A 19,527-nucleotide genomic window follows, 5' to 3' on the forward strand; every position below is an offset into this window, starting at 1 on the left:
CAGATGCGCTCTGGAATTATCGCGAAAAAAGTCGGCATGACCCGGCTGTTCATGGAAGACGGGAATCAGATCCCTGTGACCGTGCTTCAAATGCAAAACTTGCAAGTGATTGCGCAGCGCACAGCCGAAGCGCATGGCTACACAGCCGTGCAGCTTGGTGCCGGTGCGATCAAAGCAAAAAATGTCTCTAAGGCAATGCGTGGGCATTTTGCTGTGGCCAAAGTTGAGCCAAAGCGTAAAGTGGCTGAGTTTCGGGTTGCCCCCGAAAACCTCATTGATGTGGGATCTGAAATCACTGCTGCCCATTATGCCGAAGGTCAATTTGTTGATGTCTCTGGCACATCAATTGGTAAAGGCTTTGCTGGTGCAATGAAGCGTCATAACTTTAGCGGTTTGCGGGCCACACATGGTGTGTCTATCAGCCACCGTTCGCACGGATCGACAGGTCAGTGTCAAGGACCGGGTAAAGTGTTTAAAGGTAAGAAAATGGCCGGCCACATGGGCGCCGCGCGGGTCACAACACAAAATCTTCAGGTTGTTAAAACCGATGTGGATCGTGGCCTTATTATGATCAAAGGGGCAGTTCCCGGATCAAAAGGCGGCTGGGTGACGGTAAAGGATGCCATGAAAAAGCCTTTGCCTGAAAGTGTTCCTTTTCCTGCAGCTCTACGCTCGAGCGAAGCGCCTGCACCAGCAGAAGCGCCAGCCGAAGGGGGTGAAGCATGAAACTGAATGTGATCAAACTTGATGGCGGCAAAGCGGGAAGCGTTGAGCTGACCGAAGACATTTTTGGCCTGGACCCACGTGCCGATATTCTACAGCGTGTTGTACGCTGGCAGCGGAATAAGGCACAGGCCGGAACCCATAAAGTCAAAACCCGCTCTGAAACCAGCTATTCAAAAAAGAAGATCTACCGCCAAAAAGGCACCGGCGGCGCACGCCACGGTGACCGCAACGCGCCGATCTTCCGCAAAGGTGGTATCTATAAGGGGCCTACGCCGCGTAGCCATGGGCATGACCTTCCTAAAAAGGTACGTCAGCTCGGCTTGAAGCACGCGCTGTCTTCAAAAGCCAAAGAAGGCTCTTTGGTAATATTGGACAACGCAACAACCGACGGCAAAACTTCCGCGCTTGCAAAGCAGGTCAAAGATTTGGGCTGGAAGCGCACATTGGTCATCGACGGCTCGGACGTCAATGAACAGTTTGCAACAGCGGCGCGCAATATTGACGGTTTGGATATCCTGCCAACAATGGGTGCGAATGTTTATGACATTCTTAAGCGCGATACACTGGTGATTACAAAAGCTGGTGTGGAAGCATTGGAGGCTCGGTTAAAATGAGCGTGAAAGCAGAACTTTATGATGTGATCCGCAAGCCGATCATCACCGAAAAGGCAACCATGGCGTCCGAAAAAGGCGCAGTTGTGTTTGAAGTGGCGATTGACAGTAACAAGCCGCAGATCAAAGAAGCGATTGAGGCATTGTTTGGTGTTAAAGTGAAAGCGGTCAACACCGCCATCGCAAAAGGCAAAAGTAAGCGTTTCCGCGGTACAGCCGGTAAGCGCAAGGACACAAAGAAGGCCTATGTGACCCTCGAAGAGGGAAACACTATCGACGTGACTACTGGTCTTTGATAGAAGACAGCGAATCTTTGATGGCCTCGGATTGTTTCGAGGCCATCAAGTTTTAGAACTTGGGGTTTAATTCCCAAATACTTGGCCACCTTCGGGGGGCTTTACCATAGCAAGGCATTGCCTTGCGATAGCAAACGGAAGACAGAAAGCATGGCACTCAAGTCGTATAAGCCGACGACGCCGGGCCAGCGCGGGCTGGTGCTGATCGACCGTTCGGAGCTGTGGAAAGGACGTCCTGTCAAATCTCTAACAGAGGGTTTGACAAAATCGGGCGGTCGTAACAACACCGGACGCATCACATCACGCCGTCGTGGCGGAGGCGCAAAGCGTCTTTATCGGATCGTTGATTTTAGACGCAACAAACTAGATGTTGCGGCAACCGTTGAGCGGATCGAATATGATCCCAATCGCTCAGCATTTATCGCGTTGGTCAAATATGACGATGGCGAACAGGCCTATATTTTGGCCCCCCAAAGATTAGGCGTTGGTGACAAAGTGGTCGCCAGCACAAAGGCAGATATCAAGCCTGGTAACGCGATGCCATTTTCCGGCATGCCTATCGGTACTATTGTTCACAACATCGAACTTAAGCCCGGTAAAGGCGGTCAAGTTGCCCGCGCCGCGGGTACTTATGCCCAGTTTATCGGTCGTGACGGCGGCTATGCCCAGTTGCGACTTAGCTCTGGCGAAGTTCGCATGGTACGCCAAGAATGTATGGCAACTGTTGGTGCAGTGTCCAATCCGGACAATAGCAACCAGAACTTTGGTAAAGCTGGCCGGATGCGCCACAAAGGTGTTCGCCCATCGGTTCGCGGTGTGGTAATGAACCCGGTTGATCACCCCCACGGTGGTGGTGAAGGCCGGACCTCAGGTGGCCGCCATCCAGTCACGCCTTGGGGTAAGCCGACCAAAGGTAAGCGTACCCGCAACAAAAACAAAGCGTCGCAAAAGCTGATTATTCGCTCGCGCCACGCCAGAAAGAAAGGGCGTTAAACGATGTCTCGCTCTGTATGGAAAGGCCCCTTTGTGGATGCTTATGTGCTTAAAAAAGCAGAAGCATCACGCGAAAGCGGTCGTCACGAAATTATTAAAATCTGGTCGCGCAGATCTACGATTTTGCCCCAGTTTGTTGGTTTGACTTTTGGCGTTTACAACGGCCGCAAGCATATCCCAGTGATGATTTCAGAAGATATGATCGGCCAGAAGTTTGGTGAATATTCGCCAACACGGACCTACTATGGTCACGGCGCTGATAAAAAAGCGAAGCGGAAATAGAGCCATGGGTAAAGAGAAAAATCCCCGCCGCGTGGCCGAAAACGAAGCAATGGCAAAACTGCGCATGCTTCGGACGTCTCCGCAAAAGCTCAATCTTGTGGCTGCGATGATCCGCGGAAAAAAGGTTGAAAAGGCTCTGACCGATTTGACATTTAGCAATAAGCGCATCGCAAATGATGTTCGTAAATGTCTGCAATCAGCCATTGCAAACGCAGAAAATAACCACAATCTTGATGTTGATGAATTGGTTGTTGCCGAAGCATATGTCGGCAAAAATCTCACGTTGAAACGCGGTCGTCCGCGCGCTCGTGGCCGATTTGGTCGCATTATCAAGCCGTTCTCAGAGCTAACCATTAAGGTGCGGCAAGTAGAGGAGCAAGCATAATGGGACAAAAGGTTAATCCAATTGGCATGCGCCTTCAGGTCAACCGGACCTGGGACAGCCGCTGGTACGCAGATACCAAAGATTACGGTGATCTTCTTCTGGAAGATTTGCGGATGCGGGATTTTATTCGCAAAGACTGTGTGCAAGCTGGTGTTGCGCGTATCATCATTGAACGCCCGCACAAAAAATGCCGGGTGACGATCCACACGGCGCGTCCGGGTGTGATCATTGGCAAAAAAGGCGCCGATATCGAAACGCTGCGGAAAAAACTTGCTGCGATGACCACTTCGGAATTGCATCTTAATATCGTTGAGGTTCGCAAGCCCGAACTTGACGCCCAACTGGTTGGCGAAAGCATCTCCCAGCAGCTTGAGCGCCGAGTGTCATTCCGCCGCGCTATGAAACGTGCTGTGCAAAATGCCATGCGCATGGGCGCCTTGGGTATTCGCGTCAACGTTGCGGGTCGTTTGGGCGGCGCAGAAATCGCGCGTACCGAATGGTACCGTGAAGGCCGTGTTCCGCTACATACTCTGCGGGCAGACATTGATTATGCAAATGTCGAGGCGGCAACGGCTTACGGCATCATCGGGATCAAGGTCTGGATCTTCAAAGGTGAAATTATGGAGCATGATCCGCAAGCGCGTGATCGTAAAGCTCAAGAGCTCCAAGACGGTCCGGCACCTCGCGGTGCTGGCGGTCGGCGCTAAGGGGGACTAAACGATGCTTCAACCAAAGCGTACAAAATTTCGCAAAATGCACAAAGGCCGGATCAAAGGCCTTGCAAAGGGCGGCTCTGACCTAAACTTTGGCAGCTATGGCCTAAAGGCGACCCAGCCTGAGCGCGTTACAGCGCGTCAGATTGAGGCAGCACGCCGTGCGATGACACGCCACATGAAACGTCAGGGACGGGTTTGGATTCGGATTTTCCCAGATACGCCTGTGACTTCAAAGCCAACCGAAGTTCGGATGGGTAAAGGGAAAGGCTCTGTCGATTATTGGGCAGCCAAGGTCAAACCTGGTCGGATCATGTTTGAAATCGACGGTGTTGACGATGACATTGCAAAAGAAGCTTTGCGTCTTGCAGCGATGAAATTGCCGGTCAAGACCCGCGTGGTTGTGCGCGAAGACTGGTAAGCCATCCGCGCGGCCAAGCCCTGCACAGCAGAGCAGCCAATAAAAATATAACCCCGTCGATATATTCGGCGGGGTTTTTTGTCGTTTAGCCGGAAGCGAGGAAAACGGTAAAAATACGTTCGACCTCTTATACCCAGCTATAGTTAAAGCTCACGGAGATACGCTCGTCTTCGGCCATGTTCATGGGCACCTCATGGCGCAGCCAGCTTTCCCACAACAGGATATCGCCTACTGCGGGGGCAATATAAGTAAAGGCGCGCACTTCAGGCCGCGCCTTTTTCAGGCGGGTCGGTGCAGCCATCATCATGGATGAACGCGGGTCTTCAAACTTAATCGCACTGGCGCCATCGGGCATGCGGACATATGTGGTGCCGCTGATCACCGAATGGGGATGAATATGAGAGGTGTGAATACCGCCTTCGGGCAAAATATTAATCCATAGCGAGTCTAGTTTAACTTGGCGGTCTCCAAGATCAAATTCAAGATCTTTCACAAACGCCGCTACATGCTGGTCAAGCACCTTAACCAGATCCTCAAAGGCCGGAAAGCGCCAGGCTAAATCTGTCAGTGATGCATAGCTTGTATATCCTGGGTAGCCATTTTTTTCACACCATTCCTGACCCGCTTGATCGTCGTCCGCGATGGACCAGCAAGAGGCTTCTAACTCGGCCATATCAACAGGATCGCCATGCTCTGCGAGTTCTGCGTGATAAAGTCGGGTGACAAAAAGAGAAGATATCTGTGACATGCAGGCGTCTTAGCCTATTCTGGAAATTAAGGCGAGTGGTCAAAACAGCATGATTTTACAGATAAAGCCCTAATTAGCCATTGCGTAATGGATATCAGCCATGTAGGAAACGCCATCGCCAAGCCGGTTCGGATGGAATCGGCGTTGTGGTGATTGAATTAGACAGTATTTCATCCACCAGGCGCAAGGTGACCTTATTGGGCCTTCTGGTGATGTGAGGAAGGAAAAGGCGATGAACGCCAGCGAACTACGCGATAAAACACCAGATCAGCTCCGCGAGGAGTTGGCCAACCTAAAGAAAGAGTCGTTCAATCTACGCTTTCAGCAGGCCACCAATCAGTTGGAAAACACTGCCCGCATGCGTGCGGTTAAGCGCGATGCGGCGCGGGTAAAAACCATATTGAACGAAAAGGCCGCTGCTGCGGCTGCAGAGCAAGGAGCCTAAAAGATGCCCAAACGTATTCTTCAAGGCGTTGTCACAAGCGATGCGAATGCTCAAACTATAACAGTGTCGGTCGAGCGCCGTTTTAAGCACCCTGTTATGCAAAAAACTATTCGTAAGTCCAAAAAGTACCGGGCGCACGATGAAAAGAACGCTTTCAAAGTTGGCGATTCAGTTCGGATTATCGAATGCGCGCCAAAGTCGAAAACGAAACGCTGGGAGGTTCTTGAGGCGTAAGCCAAGAGGCCTTTCGGTTTAATCGAAACCCTGGGGACAAGGCAAAGGCCCCCCAAAGGTCGGGAGAAACCACATGATCCAGATGCAAACCAATCTGGATGTTGCTGACAACTCTGGCGCTCGCCGAGTTCAGTGCATCAAGGTGCTGGGTGGTTCCAAGCGTAAATACGCATCCGTAGGCGACGTCATTGTCGTTTCGGTCAAGGAAGCCATTCCGCGCGGCCGTGTGAAAAAGGGCGACGTGCGTAAAGCCGTCGTTGTGCGCACAGCCAAAGAAGTTCGCCGTGATGATGGTACAGCCATCCGTTTTGACAGTAACGCTGCTGTTATGCTCAACACAGCTGGTGAGCCGATCGGTACACGTATTTTCGGGCCAGTTGTGCGCGAATTGCGGGCCAAGAACTTTATGAAAATTATCTCACTTGCTCCGGAGGTGCTATAATGGCTGCGAAACTCCGCAAAGGTGATAAAGTTGTTGTTCTTGCTGGCAAGGACAAGGGTAAAGAGGGCACGATTGAATCCCTTAACCCCAACGCCAATAAGGCAATTGTTGATGGTGTGAATATGGCGATCCGCCATACTCGCCAGACGCAAACATCTCAGGGCGGCCGACTTCCGAAAGCGATGCCAATTGACCTTTCAAATCTGGCGCTGCTCGATTCGAATGGAAAGCCAACACGCGTTGGGTTTAAAGTTGAAGACGGCAAGAAACTGCGGTTTGCAAAGACCACGGGGGATGTGATCGATGGCTGATGATGAAAAATATACGCCCCGCCTTCGCGCGGCCTATGACAACAGTATCCGCCCAGCTCTGAAAGAAGAGTTTGGCTATAAAAGCGATATGCAAATTCCGCGTTTGGACAAGATCGTTCTGAATATTGGCGCCGGTAAAGCTTCCGTCAAAGACAGCAAAAAAGCCAAATCAGCGCAGCAAGATTTGACCACAATCGCTGGTCAACATGCAGTGGTGACGCGTGCGAAAAAATCAATTGCGGGCTTTCGGGTTCGTGAAGATATGCCAATGGGGGCCAAAGTGACCCTGCGCGGCGCACGGATGTATGAATTTCTAGACCGGTTAATCACTGTCGCGATGCCTAGGATTCGTGACTTTCGTGGCGTGTCGGCAAAAAGTTTTGATGGCCGGGGCAATTATGCTCTTGGGATCAAAGAACACATCGTCTTTCCAGAGATTGACTTTGATAAGGTCGATGAAAACTGGGGAATGGACGTTGCAATTTCCACCACCGCGAAAACCGACGCGGAAGCCAAGGCCTTGTTGAAGCATTTCAACATGCCGTTCAACAGCTGATCCGCGAAAAGGAGTTTAGACATGGCTAAAAAAGCAATGGTCGAACGCGAGAAAAAGCGCCAACGCTTGGTGGAAAAATATGCCGCCAAGCGCGCCGCGCTGAAAGAGATCGCGAATGATGAGAACCTGCCAATGGAAGAGCGTTTTAAAGCACGTTTGAAATTGGCAAAATTGCCCCGCAATAGCTCGGCAAGCCGGCTGCACAACCGTTGTCAGCTGACCGGCCGTCCGCATGCTTATTATCGCAAACTCAAAGTATCGCGGATTGCGCTACGTGAGTTGGGGTCCAGCGGGCAGATGCCCGGTATGGTCAAATCGAGCTGGTAAGGGAGAGACGATATGAATGACCCTATTGCCGATATGCTTACCCGCATCCGTAATGCGCAAATGCGCGGCAAGTCAGTGGTGCAAACCCCGGCTTCAAAGCTGCGTGCTTGGGTTTTGGATGTTTTGGCGGATGAAGGCTATATCCGCGGGTATGAAAAAGTAATGGGCGGCAATGGCCACCCTGCGCTAGAAATCAGCCTAAAATATTTCGATGGCGCACCAGTCATCCGCGAGCTTAAACGGGTGTCAAAACCTGGGCGGCGGGTTTATCTGGGCGTTAAGGATATCCCACAGGTCCGTCAGGGCCTTGGTGTGTCGATTGTCTCCACCCCTCAGGGTGTGATGTCGGATGCGGCTGCACGCACTGCCAATATTGGCGGCGAAGTGCTCTGCACAGTCTTCTAAGGAGAGCTGCAATGTCTCGTATTGGTAAAAAACCGGTCGAGCTGCCGTCAGGTGTCACAGCATCTGTCTCCGGCCAGACCGTAGAGATTAAGGGCCCCAAGGGGGCTCGTAGTTTTCATGCAACCGATGATGTCACCATTGCGGTTGAAGACAATGGCGTTTCTGTCACACCGCGCGGTTCTTCAAAGCGCGCGCGTCAGCAGTGGGGTATGAGCCGGACCATGGTTGCCAATTTGGTAACCGGGGTGACCAGCGGGTTCAAAAAAGAACTCGAGATTACTGGGGTTGGTTACCGTGCTCAAATGCAGGGCAATGTTCTAAAGTTGAACCTTGGCTTGTCGCATGATGTGGACTTTCCGGTCCCAGAGGGCGTCACCGTAACCGCACCAAAGCCAACTGAAATCATTGTTGAAGGTATAGATCAGCAATTGGTTGGCCAAGTGGCAGCAAATATCCGTGAATGGCGGAAACCAGAGCCCTATAAAGGCAAAGGGATCCGCTATAAGGGTGAATTTATCTTCCGCAAGGAAGGGAAGAAAAAGTAAGGAAACGCAAAATGGCAAACAGCAAAAGACAACTGTTCTTGAAGCGCCGCTTGCGCGTCCGGAACAAACTTCGCAAGGTGAACGCCGGACGTATTCGTCTGTCGGTACACCGCAGCAACAAAAACATCAGCGCTCAGCTGATCGACGATGTCAGTGGCCGCACCTTGGCCGCCGCCTCATCGTTGGAGAAAAGCTTGGGCATTTTTGGCAAGAACAATCTCGATGCTTCTGCTAAAGTTGGCGCAGCACTCGCAGAGCGTGGTAAAGCTGCTGGTGTTGAAGATTGCTACTTTGATCGTGGCGGATTTCTCTTTCACGGGGGTGTTAAGGCTTTGGCCGACGCTGCTCGTGAAGGCGGATTGAAGTTTTAAGGAGACGGAAGAATGGCTAGAGAACAAAACAACCGGGGTCGGCGCGAACGCGACGAAGCGCCCGAGTTCGCCGATCGTCTCGTTGCGATCAATCGGGTATCGAAAACCGTGAAAGGTGGTAAGCGCTTTGGCTTTGCTGCCCTCGTGGTGGTCGGAGATCAAAAAGGCCGCGTTGGCTTTGGCAAAGGTAAAGCAAAAGAGGTGCCCGAAGCAATTCGCAAGGCCACTGAGCAAGCCAAACGTCAAATGATCCGTGTTCCTTTGCGCGAGGGCCGCACATTGCACCACGACATGGAAGGCCGTCACGGTGCTGGCAAGGTGGTTATGCGCACAGCCCCGACGGGTACTGGTATTATCGCCGGTGGTCCAATGCGTGCTGTGTTTGAAATGCTTGGTATTCAGGACGTGGTTGCCAAGTCAATTGGATCGCAAAACCCCTATAACATGATCCGCGCAACCATCGACGGCCTGCAAAAAGAAGCCAGCCCAAGATTGGTCGCACAGCGGCGCGGTAAAAAAGTGGCAGACATTTTGAAACGGGATGAGGCTCCGGCTGCGCCTGTTGAAGCTGCTGAAGCGTAAGGAGAGCGAGAAATGGCAAAAACCATCGTCGTCAAACAAATCGGTTCCCCGATCCGCAGACCGGCCAAACAGCGTCAGACCCTCATCGGTTTGGGTCTGAACAAAATGCACAAAACACGCGAACTTGAAGACACGCCTGCTATTCGCGGCATGGTCAACAAAATCTCGCATATGGTTGAGATTATCGAAGAGCGCGACTAACGCATTTTTCGGATCTTACGATTTCAAGAACGCCTCAGCTTTTGCTGGGGCGTTTTTACGTGTTGAGGGTGAGAAAGGTCTTGGGTAGTGTCGCAACATAGATTTACAGCATTGGATTAGGAGATGTCACATGCACAAAGGCTCATGTCTCTGCGGTGCGGTCCGCTTTAGCGTTTCTGGACACCTCAAAGATCCCGATGCTTGTCATTGCAACATTTGCCGTAAATGGACTGGTCACTATCTGGTCTCAACCGATATTCCCCGCGAGGCGCTGATCATTGAGGGCAAGGAAAATGTTTCGTGGTACCAATCGTCAGAGAAAGTTCGCCGCGGGTTTTGTAAAACCTGTGGGACCAACCTGTTTTTTGATCCCGTCGTTCAAACAGACTGGACAGCCGTTTCCATGGGGGCCTTTGACGGGCCGACGGATGTAAAAACCCATATTCATATTTTTGTCAGCCAAAAGGGTGATTACTACGATATCACCGATGGTTTACCGCAGAACGAAAGATAATTTTTTATGCATTATAAAGCTGTGCTGTTCGATATGGATGGCCTTTTGCTCGACAGCGAGCGTCAGTATCTTGAAAGCTATTCGCAAACCTGCGCTGAATTTGATTTACCCAATATGGAACAGGTGTTTTATGATTGTGTCGGGCTGCGCAGCGCCGATAGCAGCATCGTTTTACAAAAAGCACTTGGCCATCTTGTCGACCTTACGGCGTTCAACGCGGCTTGGGTTGAACATGCTGAACAGCAGCGCGCAAAGAACATTCCACTAAAATCTGGCGCACAAGAGCTGCTCAGCCTGTTGCAGGATGCCGGCATTCCCCGCATGGTGGCCACATCCACCCGCACAGACCACGCGCTGCATCATCTGCAAAAGGCAGGCATCTTTGATCTGGTTACCCATGTGGTGGGCGGCGATCAGGTGACCCTTGGCAAACCCGAGCCTGAAATTTATCTTAAAGCTGCTGCAATAGCAGGTTTCGATGCAAAAGACTGCGCGGCTTTCGAAGACAGTGATCCCGGCACGCTCGCCGCCGTACGATCTGGCGCAACCACTGTGCAAGTGCCTGACCTTAAGCCACCCTCGCAAAAAACGCTGGCGCTTGGGCATGTGGTTGCGCATGATTTGCTGACAGGTGCACAGAAAATTGGACTTATCTGAGCAAAGTACAAATCAAAGATGTGAGGCGTTGCCTTGAGTGATATTGCCTATCAGATCAAAGAAGAAAGCCCTGTGCATTATGCTGCCATTCGCCATGTCACCAAAGCAGCCTTTGCCCCGATGTCCTTTAGCAGTGGCGCTGAGCCAAATATCATTGAAACGCTTCGAGCCGAGGGCGATTTATCCCTGTCATTGGTCGCAATAGGGCAGGGCGGTCTTTTGGGGCACTGCGCCTTTTCACCGGTCGAAATTTCGGGCGCTTCGGGCAGTTGGTATGCGCTTGCCCCAATTGCTGTACGGCCATCTGATCAGCGCAAAGGCTTGGGTCGTGCTTTGGTTAAAGAAGGCCTGAGTCGCCTAAAAACTCAAGGTGCACAGGGCTGCGTGGTGATCGGCAATCCGCAAATATATGGCCGTTTTGGGTTTCAAAGTGACGGCCAACTGATCTATGGCGCTTTTGACAAGGCGCTTGTTCAAAGAATTATCTTTCAAGGCCAAGCACCGGCAGGGAATATAAGCTTTGCTCCTGCGTTTGATTTAGAAGTGCCCCCAAAAAAATAGAGAATACTCTTGGTATGCTCAGACCACTGTTTAAAAGTAGGTCGCCAAAAACCACTGGCGTAGTTCCGGCGACCATATATACGTCATTGTGCGCTGCCAAACGAACACACGCCATTGACCCTTATCCTTTAATCAACACTTTCTTGCAGAGCCCATTTTTTGATGTAAGGGCTGCATGCTGCCAAAGAGTTTTTCAAAGAACGCTAGGCGGTTTGGCATTATTTGCCTGACTTTTGTGGACACATTTGACGGCAACCGCCCAGGTGTAATCAATTCCGCATAGGCAAACAAAGCAGATTCAGCCATATCTTCGCCATTTGGTTTGGACCGCGCATAATTTGTTATATAGCCATTATCCGCTGCTTGTGCCGTCTGCCATGTTTTGCTAGCCGACCAACGGTCGTCGAGCGTTGCGTGGACACTTTCATGAAACACGGTCTCTTCTAGGTCATGATTGCGCAGCCGTGTGTCAATATTCTGGTGATAGAGCACAAAGAAATGACCTGCTTCTTCCGCAAAAGCAGACTCGTTCCCGTGATGCAGGACCACATGCGATAAGGTTTTGCGCATTTTACTTGGCAAATGGGAAACCGCACGGGCGACATGATTGACATAAGTTTGTGCAGACTGTTGCGACCCTAGATCGGGATGTGCCCAAAATTCAACTTTGGTGCCATCCGCAAACCGTGCCTCAAACATCGAAACACCTGAAGCCATCAATTCGCCGCCGCGTTTATCGGGCATTTCTGCTGTCCCCTTTCTTTCAAACGCAATGCAGTAATTCACGGCTGGATCACCCGTTTTGATAAAATCAATATCATTTGAGACAACTGAGTTTTCGAAGATTGGTTTTGATGGGGGGCCCTGAGTCGCAGATTTGGGCAAACTCGTGTCTGCCACTTCAATTTCGGGTAGGGTGTCGGTTTGACAACCTGCCAGCGCGCCAAAAGAGATGCCAAGGGTTAAAATTGCGGCTTTATGCATTGCGAAAATCCTTTAAAAAAACAATCAAGACAAGAATATTATTGACTGTAATCACTTTAAGGTGATATTTGAAGTGGAAAATTTTACGATGCATATTCTTATTTTAACTGCCGAGCAGAAAAATCGCCAATTCGCCGACATAAAAGCTAGATCCGGCAAAAAATAGGCTGGCTATGGTTATATTTGACACCAAAATCGAGGGAGCAAGGAAGATCCATGACTGATTTTGACTGGCATAAAAACCTAATTGGCCGCGATACTCCAGTTGATACAAAATATAAAAACACCCAAAATGTCCGGCAGTTTTTAAACTCAGAGTGTGGCCCAGATTTTAAATTCACCCGCCCGTTTATGGCATGGATCAAAGATGGCCGCTCAAAACCCATGGGCGATGTGGCAAATGAGTGGCCCAACCGATTAAAGCGGTCCGGTGCTCCATGACTGAACCGTTATATTTTCCCTATGACCGCAGAAGTCTTGTCAGCGCGAAGCCGTTGGTCACAAGCAAAGTTCAATGGTGTTCTTGCGCAAAGGCGGCCCTTGAAGGCTGTGGGCATTTTCAAGCGGCCTGAGTGCCTAATTTTTAGTACGGAGTTATTTTATGAGCGGGATAATTTTTCTAATCGTTATGTTTTGTTCTGTTCCTTTTGCTATAGTCTTTTTGTTTTTGGCAAACTGGAAACTTAGACAGCGGGTCAGCGCGCTTGAGGCTTTGGTATATGAAAATTCGGGTAAAATTGCGTCTAAGCCAAGCGCGCTACCAGCGAAGGTCCCGCTAAAAAATGAACAGAAAGCCGCCAGCGAAAAAGCGCTAACTGATCCGCAAGCAAATCCCACATCGCCGCAACCTTCGAATCAAGCAAAGGACTTGTCGCCAGCGGCCGCATTGCAAACCCAAGCCCAAAATGATGCCGTCAAAACGGCGGGAATTCCAGCTTTCTCTGAAAAGCCACCTAAGCTTTTTGTGTTCAGCCAAAAAAACATCACCGCGCTTGTACCGTGGATTATACAAAACTGGTTTTATGTCCTATCTTCAGCCTCTCTGGCTTTGGCAGGAATTTTTCTTGTTCTTTATGGAATGGAGCAGGGAGTTTTACCGCCGCATGTTCGCATCATAGCCGCAATCATTTTTGGTGGCGCCTTGATAGGGGGCGGTGAATACTTACGCAGGCGTTATGGCGACGACGAGGCAAACTTAGTCTTTAATCTGCCTTCAACCTTTTCTGGCGCGGGACTCGTCGTGCTTTTTGGCTCGGTTCTAGCGGCGCGATTGCTTTATGGGTTTATCAGCTCTGAGATGGCGTTGAGTGGCTTGGCGCTAATAGGCGCTATGGCGCTGTTGCTTGGGTGGTTCTATGGACCGGTTCTGGCCGCTGTCGGAGTTACCGGTGCGATGGTTGCCCCTTTTATCGTCAACGGCAACTCAGATGACGTTTCATTTCTGCTTTTATATTTCGCCTGTATCACCGCAGTAGGGCTGACAATTGATACGATAAGGCGATGGGCTTGGGTGTCAGTTTTGACGCTTGGTTTGGGCTTTTGCAGTGGCTTTATTCTTATGCTGGCCTCGGATCAGGCGATCGAAGTTTACGGCATTGTTTACTATGCCGCCCTCTCTATAGCAGCAATTGTCATTCCTGTGCGCAGACTAATACCAGATCACAGCGGCTCGCTTTTGAGTGTTACGGTTTTTGCCAGAGATAAAACTGACCCATGGCCCGCGTTTCCAACCCGGCTTGCCGGCGGCGCAATCATCGCCGCCACCATATTGATTTTGATCACGGCCATTGATGCAAAAACTGACAGCGTATTTTGGGCCTCAGTTTTTATCCTGTCAGGGTTGGTGGTGGCGCTGCTGCTCTGGTTTAAAAACGCGGTGGCCTTGGTCGATCTGACAGCAGTGCCTGCCTTGGCGCTGGTGCCAATTATAGCAAATTACAGCCATCTTTGGCGCTTTTATGAATTTGAGGCTCAGAAGCCAGAGGCAGTTATGCCTTTGACGGCAACCAGCGTTGTAACTATCGCAGTCTTGCTTTCCATTGCGGCTGCTTGGCGGTCTCTGAACCGTAAGCCAAGCCAGTTGTTTGTTGCCTTGCTTGCAGCACTCATAGCCCCTGCTATTGCACTTACAGTCGAGGTAACTTGGCAACCAAGAGACATGTTAGGCGGCTATATCTGGGCGCTGCATGCAATGGCAATAGGGTCGGTTATGGTGGCCATGGCCGAGCGCTTTGCCCGCGCCGATGGCCCTGAAAACCGAATGCGCGCAAGTTTCGCAATTCTTTCAGCGCTCAGTTGCGTTACTTTTGGGTTGGTGATTTTGTTTAGCTCTGCAGCTTTGACCATCGCTATCGCTTTTGTGATCGTAGCCGCGGCTTGGCTGGATCGCAGATATGATTTGCCATTAATGGAAATATATATTCTTGTGGGTGTCCCTGCTGTTTTATTCCGCTTGCTTGTCGATCCAGGGATAGCTTGGTCAATGGATGCGCCTTTGATGGAAATGCTGTTGCTGCATGTGGCAACGGTGATACCTTTCTCTGGTGCCTATATTCTGGTCAGACATATAAAACGCCCAAGATCTGAAGTATCATTGGAAACTGCGATATTTATTGCGGTTGGTATTTTCGTCTCGCTTATGCTTTATCGTTTAATTTTAAGTTGGGGCGGTGAAGATGCCTTTATGAGTCACTGGTCTGCCGGGCTTAACGCTTCAATTTGGCTGGCGCTTAGCTTCGCGCAAATTAAGCGGCATCAGACAAAAGATACTTTTGGTTCAGGTCGCTTGGCTATAGGGGCGATATTCGCATTAATTGCGGCCCTACAGTTATTATTCGGAATAACTGTTTTAAATCCGCTATTTGGAGATCCAAATGCTGCCGTTATCGGGGGGCCTGTTTTCAATACATTACTTCCTGCATATCTATTGCCTGCTGTTATGCTGGTTTTGGGCGTGTTATGGACAAGACCCCGATCAGATGGGTTGCCAATAGAAACACTTTTCGGCCCGTTGATACTTTCGGGTCTTTGGTTTGGATTGACAGTCAGACATTTCTGGCGCGGTGCCGAAGGGATGAGTTTACCGGGCATCGACCAGCCAGAGCTTTACAGTTACACCGTTATTCTTTTGCTGATCGGTACCGGCCTACTGTTTCAGTCTGTCGCACGGCAAAGCATATTGCTTCGAAAAGCTGGAATGGCTTTCATCGTGATTGCGATTGCAAAGGTATTTCTTTTTGACATAGCTGGTCTGAACGGTCTTTTGAGGGTTTTTTCCTTCTTGCTTCTGGGGCTTGCCTTGGCAGGTCTTGCTTGGCTTAATCGATGGGCCATCCTGCACACAGGAGGCAAAAGGAACCTAAAGTGACTAGCGCTATTGATTGGCATTGCTGCGCTTTGGGATCACCACTGGTTTCAAAGGCATGCAGAGGGGACTTGCACGAAAAGCGCCATGGGGTTATACGCCCTTCCTGGGCATAATGCCCCAGAATCAAAATTGTGAAACGCCGTGTTTGCCCCTTTGGTCGCTCGAAGGGCAGTTCCGGCAAAGGAGAAGCGACATGAAATTACATGAATTGCGCGATAACGATGGCGCCCTGCAAAAGAAAAAGCGTGTTGGCCGTGGTGTCGGCTCTGGCAAAGGTAAAACTGCTGGGCGTGGTATCAAGGGTCAAAAATCACGTTCAGGCGTGGCAATTAATGGCTTTGAAGGCGGCCAAATGCCTCTGTATCAACGGCTTCCAAAGCGTGGTTTCAACAAACCTAACCGCCAGAAGTACGCTGTTGTAAACCTTGGCTTGATCCAGAAATTTGTCGAAGCGGGCAAGTTGGATGCGTCGGCTGAAATATCAGAGGATACTCTGGTCACTTCTGGCCTTGTCCGCCGTAAGCTTGATGGTGTGCGTATCCTTGCCAAGGGCGAAATTTCCGCCAAAGTGAAGCTATCTGTCACTGGTGCGTCGAAATCGGCCATTGCTGCAGTAGAAAAAGCTGGCGGCACTTTGACTGTCACAGCAGCGCCAGCCGCAGCAGAATAACGGGTTGTTTCAAGCGCAAGCGCTGCTTACATAACCGTTAAGTGTTCAAATAGTGCCGCCAAATCCGAAAAATGTTATTGGCGGCGCGTATATAAAGAGAGATCCACATGGTATCCGCAGTTGAACAAATGGCCGCAAATACAAGCTGGGCCGCATTGGGTAAAGCAACTGATTTAAGAAATCGGATTTTGTTTACGCTTGGCCTGCTAGTGGTGTATCGGCTTGGCACATTTATTCCTGTACCCGGAATTGATGGCGCCGCGTTGCGGGAGTTCATGGAACAGGCACAGCAGGGGATCGGCGGCATGCTGTCGATGTTCACTGGCGGCGCGCTTGGCCGGATGGGGATATTTGCTTTGGGGATTATGCCGTATATTTCGGCCTCAATCATCATTCAGCTTCTGACTTCAATGGTGCCGCAGCTTGAGCAGCTTAAAAAAGAGGGCGAGCAGGGGCGCAAGAAGATCAATCAATACACCCGCTATGGCACAGTGCTGTTGGCGACTTTGCAGGCCTACGGATTGGCTGCAAGTCTTGAAGCGGGGGATCTGGTCACCGACCCGGGTCTGTTCTTTCGGATGTCCTGCCTTATTACTCTGGTTGGTGGTACCATGTTCCTGATGTGGCTGGGCGAGCAAATTACAGCGCGCGGCATCGGCAACGGTATTTCGCTGATTATCTTTGTCGGCATCATTGCGGAAATTCCAGCAGCTTTGGCGCAGTTTTTCGCCTCGGGCCGGTCTGGCGCTATTAGCCCTGCAGTGATCGTGGGCGTGATTGTGATGGTCATAGCGACCATTGCCTTTGTGGTCTTTATGGAGCGCGCACTGCGCAAAATTGCGATCCAATATCCGCGCCGCCAAGTGGGTATGAAAGTGATGGAGGGGCAAAATTCGCACCTTCCGGTCAAGGTCAACCCATCAGGGGTTATTCCAGCCATTTTCGCGAGCTCGCTGCTGCTGCTGCCAGCAACGATTAGCACCTTTTCAGGATCGCAAACCGGACCGGTGATGTCTACGATCCTAGCCTATTTCGGACCGGGCCAGCCGCTATACCTTGCGTTCTTCACTGCGATGATCGTGTTCTTTGCCTATTTTTACACCTTTAATGTATCCTTCAAACCCGAAGAAGTTGCAGACAACCTGAAAAACCAAAACGGTTTCATCCCCGGTATTCGCCCTGGTAAGAAGACAGCAGAGCATCTTGAATATGTGGTCAACCGAGTGCTGGTTCTGGGATCAGGCTATCTTGCGGCTGTATGTTTGCTGCCTGAAGTTCTGCGCGGTCAGTTCGCCATTCCGTTTTATTTTGGCGGCACTTCGGTGCTGATTGTGGTGTCGGTGACCATGGATACTATTCAACAGGTCCAATCCCATTTGCTAGCGCACCAATACGAAAGTTTGATCCAAAAGTCACAAATTCGTGGTAAGGGTAAAGGGCGGAAGAAAAAAGGACCTGCCAGACGATGAACATCATCCTTTTGGGACCGCCTGGTGCCGGCAAGGGCACCCAAGCAAGGCATCTGGTCGAAACTCGGAACATGATCCAACTGTCCACAGGCGATATGCTGCGTGAGGCAAAATCCAGTGGCAGCGAAATGGGCCAACGCGTGTCAGAAGTGATGGCGCGCGGCGATTTGGTTACAGATGAGATTGTGATCGGGCTCATTCGTGAAAAGCTAGCGGGCGAAAATGCAGGCGGTTTTATCTTTGACGGCTTCCCGCGTACTTTGGCGCAAGCTGACGCTTTAGGTGATCTGCTGCAAGAGGTTGGTGAAACACTTGAGGCCGTGGTTGAGATGCGGGTGGATGATGATGCTTTGGTAAGCCGCATAACTGGCCGGTCAACTTGTGCCGGATGCGGCGAAGTTTACCATGATGTGACAAAACCTATTCCGTCAGATGGTAAATGCACCCGCTGTGGAAACACTGAGTTTACCCGCCGAGCTGATGATAACGAAGATAGCCTTAGACAACGGCTGATGGAATATTACAAAAAAACATCTCCGCTTATCGGTTATTATCACGCAAAAGGCACGCTGCGCTCGGTTGATGGCTTGGCTGCGATTGCAGCAGTCCAGACCTCGATTGCCGAGGTATTGGATAATTAAACTTCTAAGGGCTTGACGGGTTGCCTAAATGCTCTTAGGGAGAGCCTCTCTGACGAGAATCAATTTGTTGGATCCGAATTCATTTTGGGTCGCATGATCACCTAATCAGCTTTGGCCCTGTGGCATAGTCCAAAAAGGGTCATAGGTTGTGAAAAAAGGTTCCGGAGCTACGGAACCGCAACGAAAAGGAAAAGACACGTGGCACGTATCGCCGGCGTAAACATCCCGACAAACAAGCGGGTTCCAATCGCCCTTACATATATTACCGGAATTGGCGCAACTTCAGCAAAGCAGATTTGCGAAGCTGTAAACATTGACGCTGCACGCCGGGTCAACGAGCTAAGCGACGCAGAAGTGCTCGCGGTTCGCGAACATATCGACGCAAATTTCTCCGTAGAAGGTGATCTTCGCCGTGAAGTTCAAATGAACATCAAACGCCTGATGGATCTTGGTTGCTATCGTGGCTTGCGTCACCGTCGTAACCTGCCGGTTCGTGGGCAGCGCACCCACACAAATGCCCGCACCCGCAAGGGCCCAGCAAGAGCAATTGCTGGCAAGAAGAAGTAAGAGAGGGCATCAATTATGGCACGAGATACTCGCCGCGTAGGCAAGAAAAAGGTTTCCAAGAACATCGCCGCTGGTGTTGCACATGTGAACTCTTCGTTCAACAACACCAAAATCCTTATTTCAGATGTTCAAGGCAACGCAATCGCATGGTCGTCTGCGGGCACTATGGGCTTCAAAGGATCGCGTAAATCAACGCCCTATGCTGCCCAAATGGCTGCAGAGGATGCTGGTCGTAAAGCACAAGACCATGGTGTAAAAACACTTGAGGTCGAAGTGCAAGGTCCAGGTTCAGGCCGGGAAAGCGCACTTCGGGCTTTGGCCGCGGTCGGATTTAACATTACATCTATACGGGATGTGACCCCGATTGCGCACAACGGCTGCCGGCCGCCAAAGCGTCGCCGGGTCTAATTTATAAGTTTTAGTTGGGGACAGGTTATGTTTCTGCCCCCAAGTATTCGTCTATTTAACCTCGGGCGCGACTGACTTTTTGGACATGGGGCAGT

The 19,527-nt window shown here is 50.7% G+C and carries 31 protein-coding genes; 29 read left to right on the plus strand and 2 right to left on the minus strand.

Annotated features, from left to right (window positions below; all coding sequences use genetic code 11):
* The first annotated feature begins 3 nt into the window (after positions 1–3).
* From rplC to rplP, 8 genes are all read left to right on the plus strand, one after another.
* Complete coding sequence (gene rplC / locus GN278_03045) at positions 4–726, plus strand: 50S ribosomal protein L3 (protein ID XAT59887.1); 723 nt, start codon at positions 4–6, stop codon at positions 724–726.
* Positions 723–1,340 (plus strand): 50S ribosomal protein L4, encoded by a 618-nt coding sequence (gene rplD / locus GN278_03050; protein XAT59888.1) that lies wholly within the window; start codon positions 723–725, stop codon positions 1,338–1,340. Before rplC ends, rplD begins: the two co-directional genes overlap by 4 nt.
* Positions 1,337–1,633: a 50S ribosomal protein L23 gene (locus GN278_03055; protein XAT59889.1), complete on the plus strand. Its 297-nt coding sequence runs from the start codon at positions 1,337–1,339 to the stop codon at positions 1,631–1,633. The genes rplD and GN278_03055 overlap by 4 nt, the downstream gene beginning before the upstream one ends.
* 150 nt (positions 1,634–1,783) lie before the next feature.
* Positions 1,784–2,626, plus strand: a complete 843-nt coding sequence (rplB, locus tag GN278_03060) for a 50S ribosomal protein L2 (GenBank protein XAT59890.1) — start codon at positions 1,784–1,786, stop codon at positions 2,624–2,626.
* Between the two features lie 3 nt (positions 2,627–2,629).
* Entirely contained in the window at positions 2,630–2,908 is a 279-nt protein-coding gene (gene rpsS, locus GN278_03065; GenBank protein XAT59891.1) for a 30S ribosomal protein S19, read from the plus strand.
* Between the two features lie 4 nt (positions 2,909–2,912).
* Positions 2,913–3,293, plus strand: coding sequence for a 50S ribosomal protein L22 (gene rplV / locus GN278_03070; GenBank protein ID XAT59892.1), 381 nt, complete (start codon positions 2,913–2,915; stop codon positions 3,291–3,293).
* Positions 3,293–4,000 (plus strand): 30S ribosomal protein S3, encoded by a 708-nt coding sequence (gene rpsC / locus GN278_03075; protein XAT59893.1) that lies wholly within the window; start codon positions 3,293–3,295, stop codon positions 3,998–4,000. The genes rplV and rpsC overlap by 1 nt, the downstream gene beginning before the upstream one ends.
* Positions 4,001–4,013: 13 nt before the next feature.
* Positions 4,014–4,427, plus strand: coding sequence for a 50S ribosomal protein L16 (rplP, locus tag GN278_03080; protein ID XAT59894.1), 414 nt, complete (start codon positions 4,014–4,016; stop codon positions 4,425–4,427).
* 127 nt (positions 4,428–4,554) lie between these two features.
* On the opposite strand, the gene GN278_03085 is transcribed toward rplP, so the two are convergent.
* The gene (locus GN278_03085) at positions 4,555–5,175 is read right to left on the minus strand and encodes a hypothetical protein (GenBank protein XAT59895.1); all 621 of its coding nucleotides are present in this window, start codon (positions 5,173–5,175) and stop codon (positions 4,555–4,557) included.
* Positions 5,176–5,407: 232 nt separating this feature from the next.
* Between GN278_03085 and rpmC the strand changes: the two genes are divergently transcribed.
* The 14 genes from rpmC (at position 5,408) to GN278_03155 (ending at position 11,326) form a co-directional block, all read left to right on the plus strand.
* Positions 5,408–5,620, plus strand: a complete 213-nt coding sequence (gene rpmC / locus GN278_03090) for a 50S ribosomal protein L29 (protein ID XAT59896.1) — start codon at positions 5,408–5,410, stop codon at positions 5,618–5,620.
* Positions 5,621–5,623: 3 nt separating this feature from the next.
* Positions 5,624–5,854, plus strand: coding sequence for a 30S ribosomal protein S17 (gene rpsQ, locus GN278_03095; protein ID XAT59897.1), 231 nt, complete (start codon positions 5,624–5,626; stop codon positions 5,852–5,854).
* Between the two features lie 73 nt (positions 5,855–5,927).
* Positions 5,928–6,296: a 50S ribosomal protein L14 gene (gene rplN / locus GN278_03100; protein XAT59898.1), complete on the plus strand. Its 369-nt coding sequence runs from the start codon at positions 5,928–5,930 to the stop codon at positions 6,294–6,296.
* Positions 6,296–6,607: a 50S ribosomal protein L24 gene (locus GN278_03105; protein ID XAT59899.1), complete on the plus strand. Its 312-nt coding sequence runs from the start codon at positions 6,296–6,298 to the stop codon at positions 6,605–6,607. The genes rplN and GN278_03105 overlap by 1 nt, the downstream gene beginning before the upstream one ends.
* Positions 6,600–7,163, plus strand: coding sequence for a 50S ribosomal protein L5 (rplE, locus tag GN278_03110; protein XAT59900.1), 564 nt, complete (start codon positions 6,600–6,602; stop codon positions 7,161–7,163). The genes GN278_03105 and rplE overlap by 8 nt, the downstream gene beginning before the upstream one ends.
* A 21-nt stretch (positions 7,164–7,184) precedes the next feature.
* Entirely contained in the window at positions 7,185–7,490 is a 306-nt protein-coding gene (gene rpsN / locus GN278_03115) for a 30S ribosomal protein S14 (protein XAT59901.1), read from the plus strand.
* A gap of 12 nt (positions 7,491–7,502) precedes the next feature.
* Positions 7,503–7,895 (plus strand): 30S ribosomal protein S8, encoded by a 393-nt coding sequence (gene rpsH / locus GN278_03120; protein ID XAT59902.1) that lies wholly within the window; start codon positions 7,503–7,505, stop codon positions 7,893–7,895.
* An 11-nt stretch (positions 7,896–7,906) separates the two neighbouring features.
* A complete protein-coding gene (gene rplF / locus GN278_03125) occupies positions 7,907–8,440 on the plus strand; it encodes a 50S ribosomal protein L6 (GenBank protein ID XAT59903.1) in 534 nt (177 codons plus the stop codon).
* An 11-nt stretch (positions 8,441–8,451) separates the two neighbouring features.
* A complete protein-coding gene (gene rplR / locus GN278_03130) occupies positions 8,452–8,811 on the plus strand; it encodes a 50S ribosomal protein L18 (GenBank protein XAT59904.1) in 360 nt (119 codons plus the stop codon).
* 12 nt (positions 8,812–8,823) lie between these two features.
* Entirely contained in the window at positions 8,824–9,393 is a 570-nt protein-coding gene (rpsE, locus tag GN278_03135; protein XAT59905.1) for a 30S ribosomal protein S5, read from the plus strand.
* A gap of 12 nt (positions 9,394–9,405) precedes the next feature.
* The gene (gene rpmD, locus GN278_03140; GenBank protein ID XAT59906.1) at positions 9,406–9,594 is read left to right on the plus strand and encodes a 50S ribosomal protein L30; all 189 of its coding nucleotides are present in this window, start codon (positions 9,406–9,408) and stop codon (positions 9,592–9,594) included.
* A 130-nt stretch (positions 9,595–9,724) separates the two neighbouring features.
* Complete coding sequence (locus GN278_03145) at positions 9,725–10,108, plus strand: GFA family protein (protein XAT59907.1); 384 nt, start codon at positions 9,725–9,727, stop codon at positions 10,106–10,108.
* A 6-nt stretch (positions 10,109–10,114) separates the two neighbouring features.
* Positions 10,115–10,765, plus strand: coding sequence for an HAD-IA family hydrolase (locus GN278_03150; protein XAT59908.1), 651 nt, complete (start codon positions 10,115–10,117; stop codon positions 10,763–10,765).
* A 120-nt stretch (positions 10,766–10,885) separates the two neighbouring features.
* On the plus strand, positions 10,886–11,326 hold the full coding sequence (locus tag GN278_03155; GenBank protein ID XAT62517.1) for a GNAT family N-acetyltransferase: 441 nt from the start codon (positions 10,886–10,888) through the stop codon (positions 11,324–11,326).
* 132 nt (positions 11,327–11,458) lie between these two features.
* On the opposite strand, the gene GN278_03160 is transcribed toward GN278_03155, so the two are convergent.
* Complete coding sequence (locus GN278_03160; GenBank protein XAT59909.1) at positions 11,459–12,310, minus strand: hypothetical protein; 852 nt, start codon at positions 12,308–12,310, stop codon at positions 11,459–11,461.
* Between the two features lie 216 nt (positions 12,311–12,526).
* On the opposite strand from GN278_03160, the gene GN278_03165 reads away from it, so the two are divergent.
* The 7 genes from GN278_03165 (at position 12,527) to rpsK (ending at position 19,432) form a co-directional block, all read left to right on the plus strand.
* Complete coding sequence (locus tag GN278_03165; protein ID XAT59910.1) at positions 12,527–12,751, plus strand: hypothetical protein; 225 nt, start codon at positions 12,527–12,529, stop codon at positions 12,749–12,751.
* A gap of 160 nt (positions 12,752–12,911) precedes the next feature.
* A complete protein-coding gene (locus GN278_03170) occupies positions 12,912–15,677 on the plus strand; it encodes a DUF2339 domain-containing protein (protein ID XAT59911.1) in 2,766 nt (921 codons plus the stop codon).
* Positions 15,678–15,870: 193 nt separating this feature from the next.
* Positions 15,871–16,347, plus strand: a complete 477-nt coding sequence (locus GN278_03175) for a 50S ribosomal protein L15 (protein ID XAT59912.1) — start codon at positions 15,871–15,873, stop codon at positions 16,345–16,347.
* A 107-nt stretch (positions 16,348–16,454) separates the two neighbouring features.
* On the plus strand, positions 16,455–17,816 hold the full coding sequence (gene secY, locus GN278_03180; protein ID XAT59913.1) for a preprotein translocase subunit SecY: 1,362 nt from the start codon (positions 16,455–16,457) through the stop codon (positions 17,814–17,816).
* The gene (locus GN278_03185) at positions 17,813–18,457 is read left to right on the plus strand and encodes an adenylate kinase (GenBank protein XAT59914.1); all 645 of its coding nucleotides are present in this window, start codon (positions 17,813–17,815) and stop codon (positions 18,455–18,457) included. Before secY ends, GN278_03185 begins: the two co-directional genes overlap by 4 nt.
* A 198-nt stretch (positions 18,458–18,655) precedes the next feature.
* Entirely contained in the window at positions 18,656–19,024 is a 369-nt protein-coding gene (rpsM, locus tag GN278_03190; GenBank protein ID XAT59915.1) for a 30S ribosomal protein S13, read from the plus strand.
* A gap of 15 nt (positions 19,025–19,039) precedes the next feature.
* Positions 19,040–19,432, plus strand: coding sequence for a 30S ribosomal protein S11 (rpsK, locus tag GN278_03195; GenBank protein XAT59916.1), 393 nt, complete (start codon positions 19,040–19,042; stop codon positions 19,430–19,432).
* Positions 19,433–19,527: the final 95 nt, after the last annotated feature.

This window comes from Rhodobacteraceae bacterium Araon29, assembly GCA_039640505.1.
Classification (GTDB): domain Bacteria; phylum Pseudomonadota; class Alphaproteobacteria; order Rhodobacterales; family Rhodobacteraceae; genus CABZJG01.

What these genes read in the sequence shown, in the direction of transcription:
- rplC (XAT59887.1), top strand. Translation starts at nt 4, where the DNA reads ATGCGCTCTGGAATTATCGCGAAAAAAGTCGGCATGACCCGGCTGTTC.
- rplD (XAT59888.1), top strand. Translation starts at nt 723, where the DNA reads ATGAAACTGAATGTGATCAAACTTGATGGCGGCAAAGCGGGAAGCGTT.
- GN278_03055 (XAT59889.1), top strand. Translation starts at nt 1,337, where the DNA reads ATGAGCGTGAAAGCAGAACTTTATGATGTGATCCGCAAGCCGATCATC.
- rplB (XAT59890.1), top strand. Translation starts at nt 1,784, where the DNA reads ATGGCACTCAAGTCGTATAAGCCGACGACGCCGGGCCAGCGCGGGCTG.
- rpsS (XAT59891.1), top strand. Translation starts at nt 2,630, where the DNA reads ATGTCTCGCTCTGTATGGAAAGGCCCCTTTGTGGATGCTTATGTGCTT.
- rplV (XAT59892.1), top strand. Translation starts at nt 2,913, where the DNA reads ATGGGTAAAGAGAAAAATCCCCGCCGCGTGGCCGAAAACGAAGCAATG.
- rpsC (XAT59893.1), top strand. Translation starts at nt 3,293, where the DNA reads ATGGGACAAAAGGTTAATCCAATTGGCATGCGCCTTCAGGTCAACCGG.
- rplP (XAT59894.1), top strand. Translation starts at nt 4,014, where the DNA reads ATGCTTCAACCAAAGCGTACAAAATTTCGCAAAATGCACAAAGGCCGG.
- GN278_03085 (XAT59895.1), bottom strand. Translation starts at nt 5,175, where the DNA reads ATGTCACAGATATCTTCTCTTTTTGTCACCCGACTTTATCACGCAGAA.
- rpmC (XAT59896.1), top strand. Translation starts at nt 5,408, where the DNA reads ATGAACGCCAGCGAACTACGCGATAAAACACCAGATCAGCTCCGCGAG.
- rpsQ (XAT59897.1), top strand. Translation starts at nt 5,624, where the DNA reads ATGCCCAAACGTATTCTTCAAGGCGTTGTCACAAGCGATGCGAATGCT.
- rplN (XAT59898.1), top strand. Translation starts at nt 5,928, where the DNA reads ATGATCCAGATGCAAACCAATCTGGATGTTGCTGACAACTCTGGCGCT.
- GN278_03105 (XAT59899.1), top strand. Translation starts at nt 6,296, where the DNA reads ATGGCTGCGAAACTCCGCAAAGGTGATAAAGTTGTTGTTCTTGCTGGC.
- rplE (XAT59900.1), top strand. Translation starts at nt 6,600, where the DNA reads ATGGCTGATGATGAAAAATATACGCCCCGCCTTCGCGCGGCCTATGAC.
- rpsN (XAT59901.1), top strand. Translation starts at nt 7,185, where the DNA reads ATGGCTAAAAAAGCAATGGTCGAACGCGAGAAAAAGCGCCAACGCTTG.
- rpsH (XAT59902.1), top strand. Translation starts at nt 7,503, where the DNA reads ATGAATGACCCTATTGCCGATATGCTTACCCGCATCCGTAATGCGCAA.
- rplF (XAT59903.1), top strand. Translation starts at nt 7,907, where the DNA reads ATGTCTCGTATTGGTAAAAAACCGGTCGAGCTGCCGTCAGGTGTCACA.
- rplR (XAT59904.1), top strand. Translation starts at nt 8,452, where the DNA reads ATGGCAAACAGCAAAAGACAACTGTTCTTGAAGCGCCGCTTGCGCGTC.
- rpsE (XAT59905.1), top strand. Translation starts at nt 8,824, where the DNA reads ATGGCTAGAGAACAAAACAACCGGGGTCGGCGCGAACGCGACGAAGCG.
- rpmD (XAT59906.1), top strand. Translation starts at nt 9,406, where the DNA reads ATGGCAAAAACCATCGTCGTCAAACAAATCGGTTCCCCGATCCGCAGA.
- GN278_03145 (XAT59907.1), top strand. Translation starts at nt 9,725, where the DNA reads ATGCACAAAGGCTCATGTCTCTGCGGTGCGGTCCGCTTTAGCGTTTCT.
- GN278_03150 (XAT59908.1), top strand. Translation starts at nt 10,115, where the DNA reads ATGCATTATAAAGCTGTGCTGTTCGATATGGATGGCCTTTTGCTCGAC.
- GN278_03155 (XAT62517.1), top strand. Translation starts at nt 10,886, where the DNA reads ATGTCCTTTAGCAGTGGCGCTGAGCCAAATATCATTGAAACGCTTCGA.
- GN278_03160 (XAT59909.1), bottom strand. Translation starts at nt 12,310, where the DNA reads ATGCATAAAGCCGCAATTTTAACCCTTGGCATCTCTTTTGGCGCGCTG.
- GN278_03165 (XAT59910.1), top strand. Translation starts at nt 12,527, where the DNA reads ATGACTGATTTTGACTGGCATAAAAACCTAATTGGCCGCGATACTCCA.
- GN278_03170 (XAT59911.1), top strand. Translation starts at nt 12,912, where the DNA reads ATGAGCGGGATAATTTTTCTAATCGTTATGTTTTGTTCTGTTCCTTTT.
- GN278_03175 (XAT59912.1), top strand. Translation starts at nt 15,871, where the DNA reads ATGAAATTACATGAATTGCGCGATAACGATGGCGCCCTGCAAAAGAAA.
- secY (XAT59913.1), top strand. Translation starts at nt 16,455, where the DNA reads ATGGTATCCGCAGTTGAACAAATGGCCGCAAATACAAGCTGGGCCGCA.
- GN278_03185 (XAT59914.1), top strand. Translation starts at nt 17,813, where the DNA reads ATGAACATCATCCTTTTGGGACCGCCTGGTGCCGGCAAGGGCACCCAA.
- rpsK (XAT59916.1), top strand. Translation starts at nt 19,040, where the DNA reads ATGGCACGAGATACTCGCCGCGTAGGCAAGAAAAAGGTTTCCAAGAAC.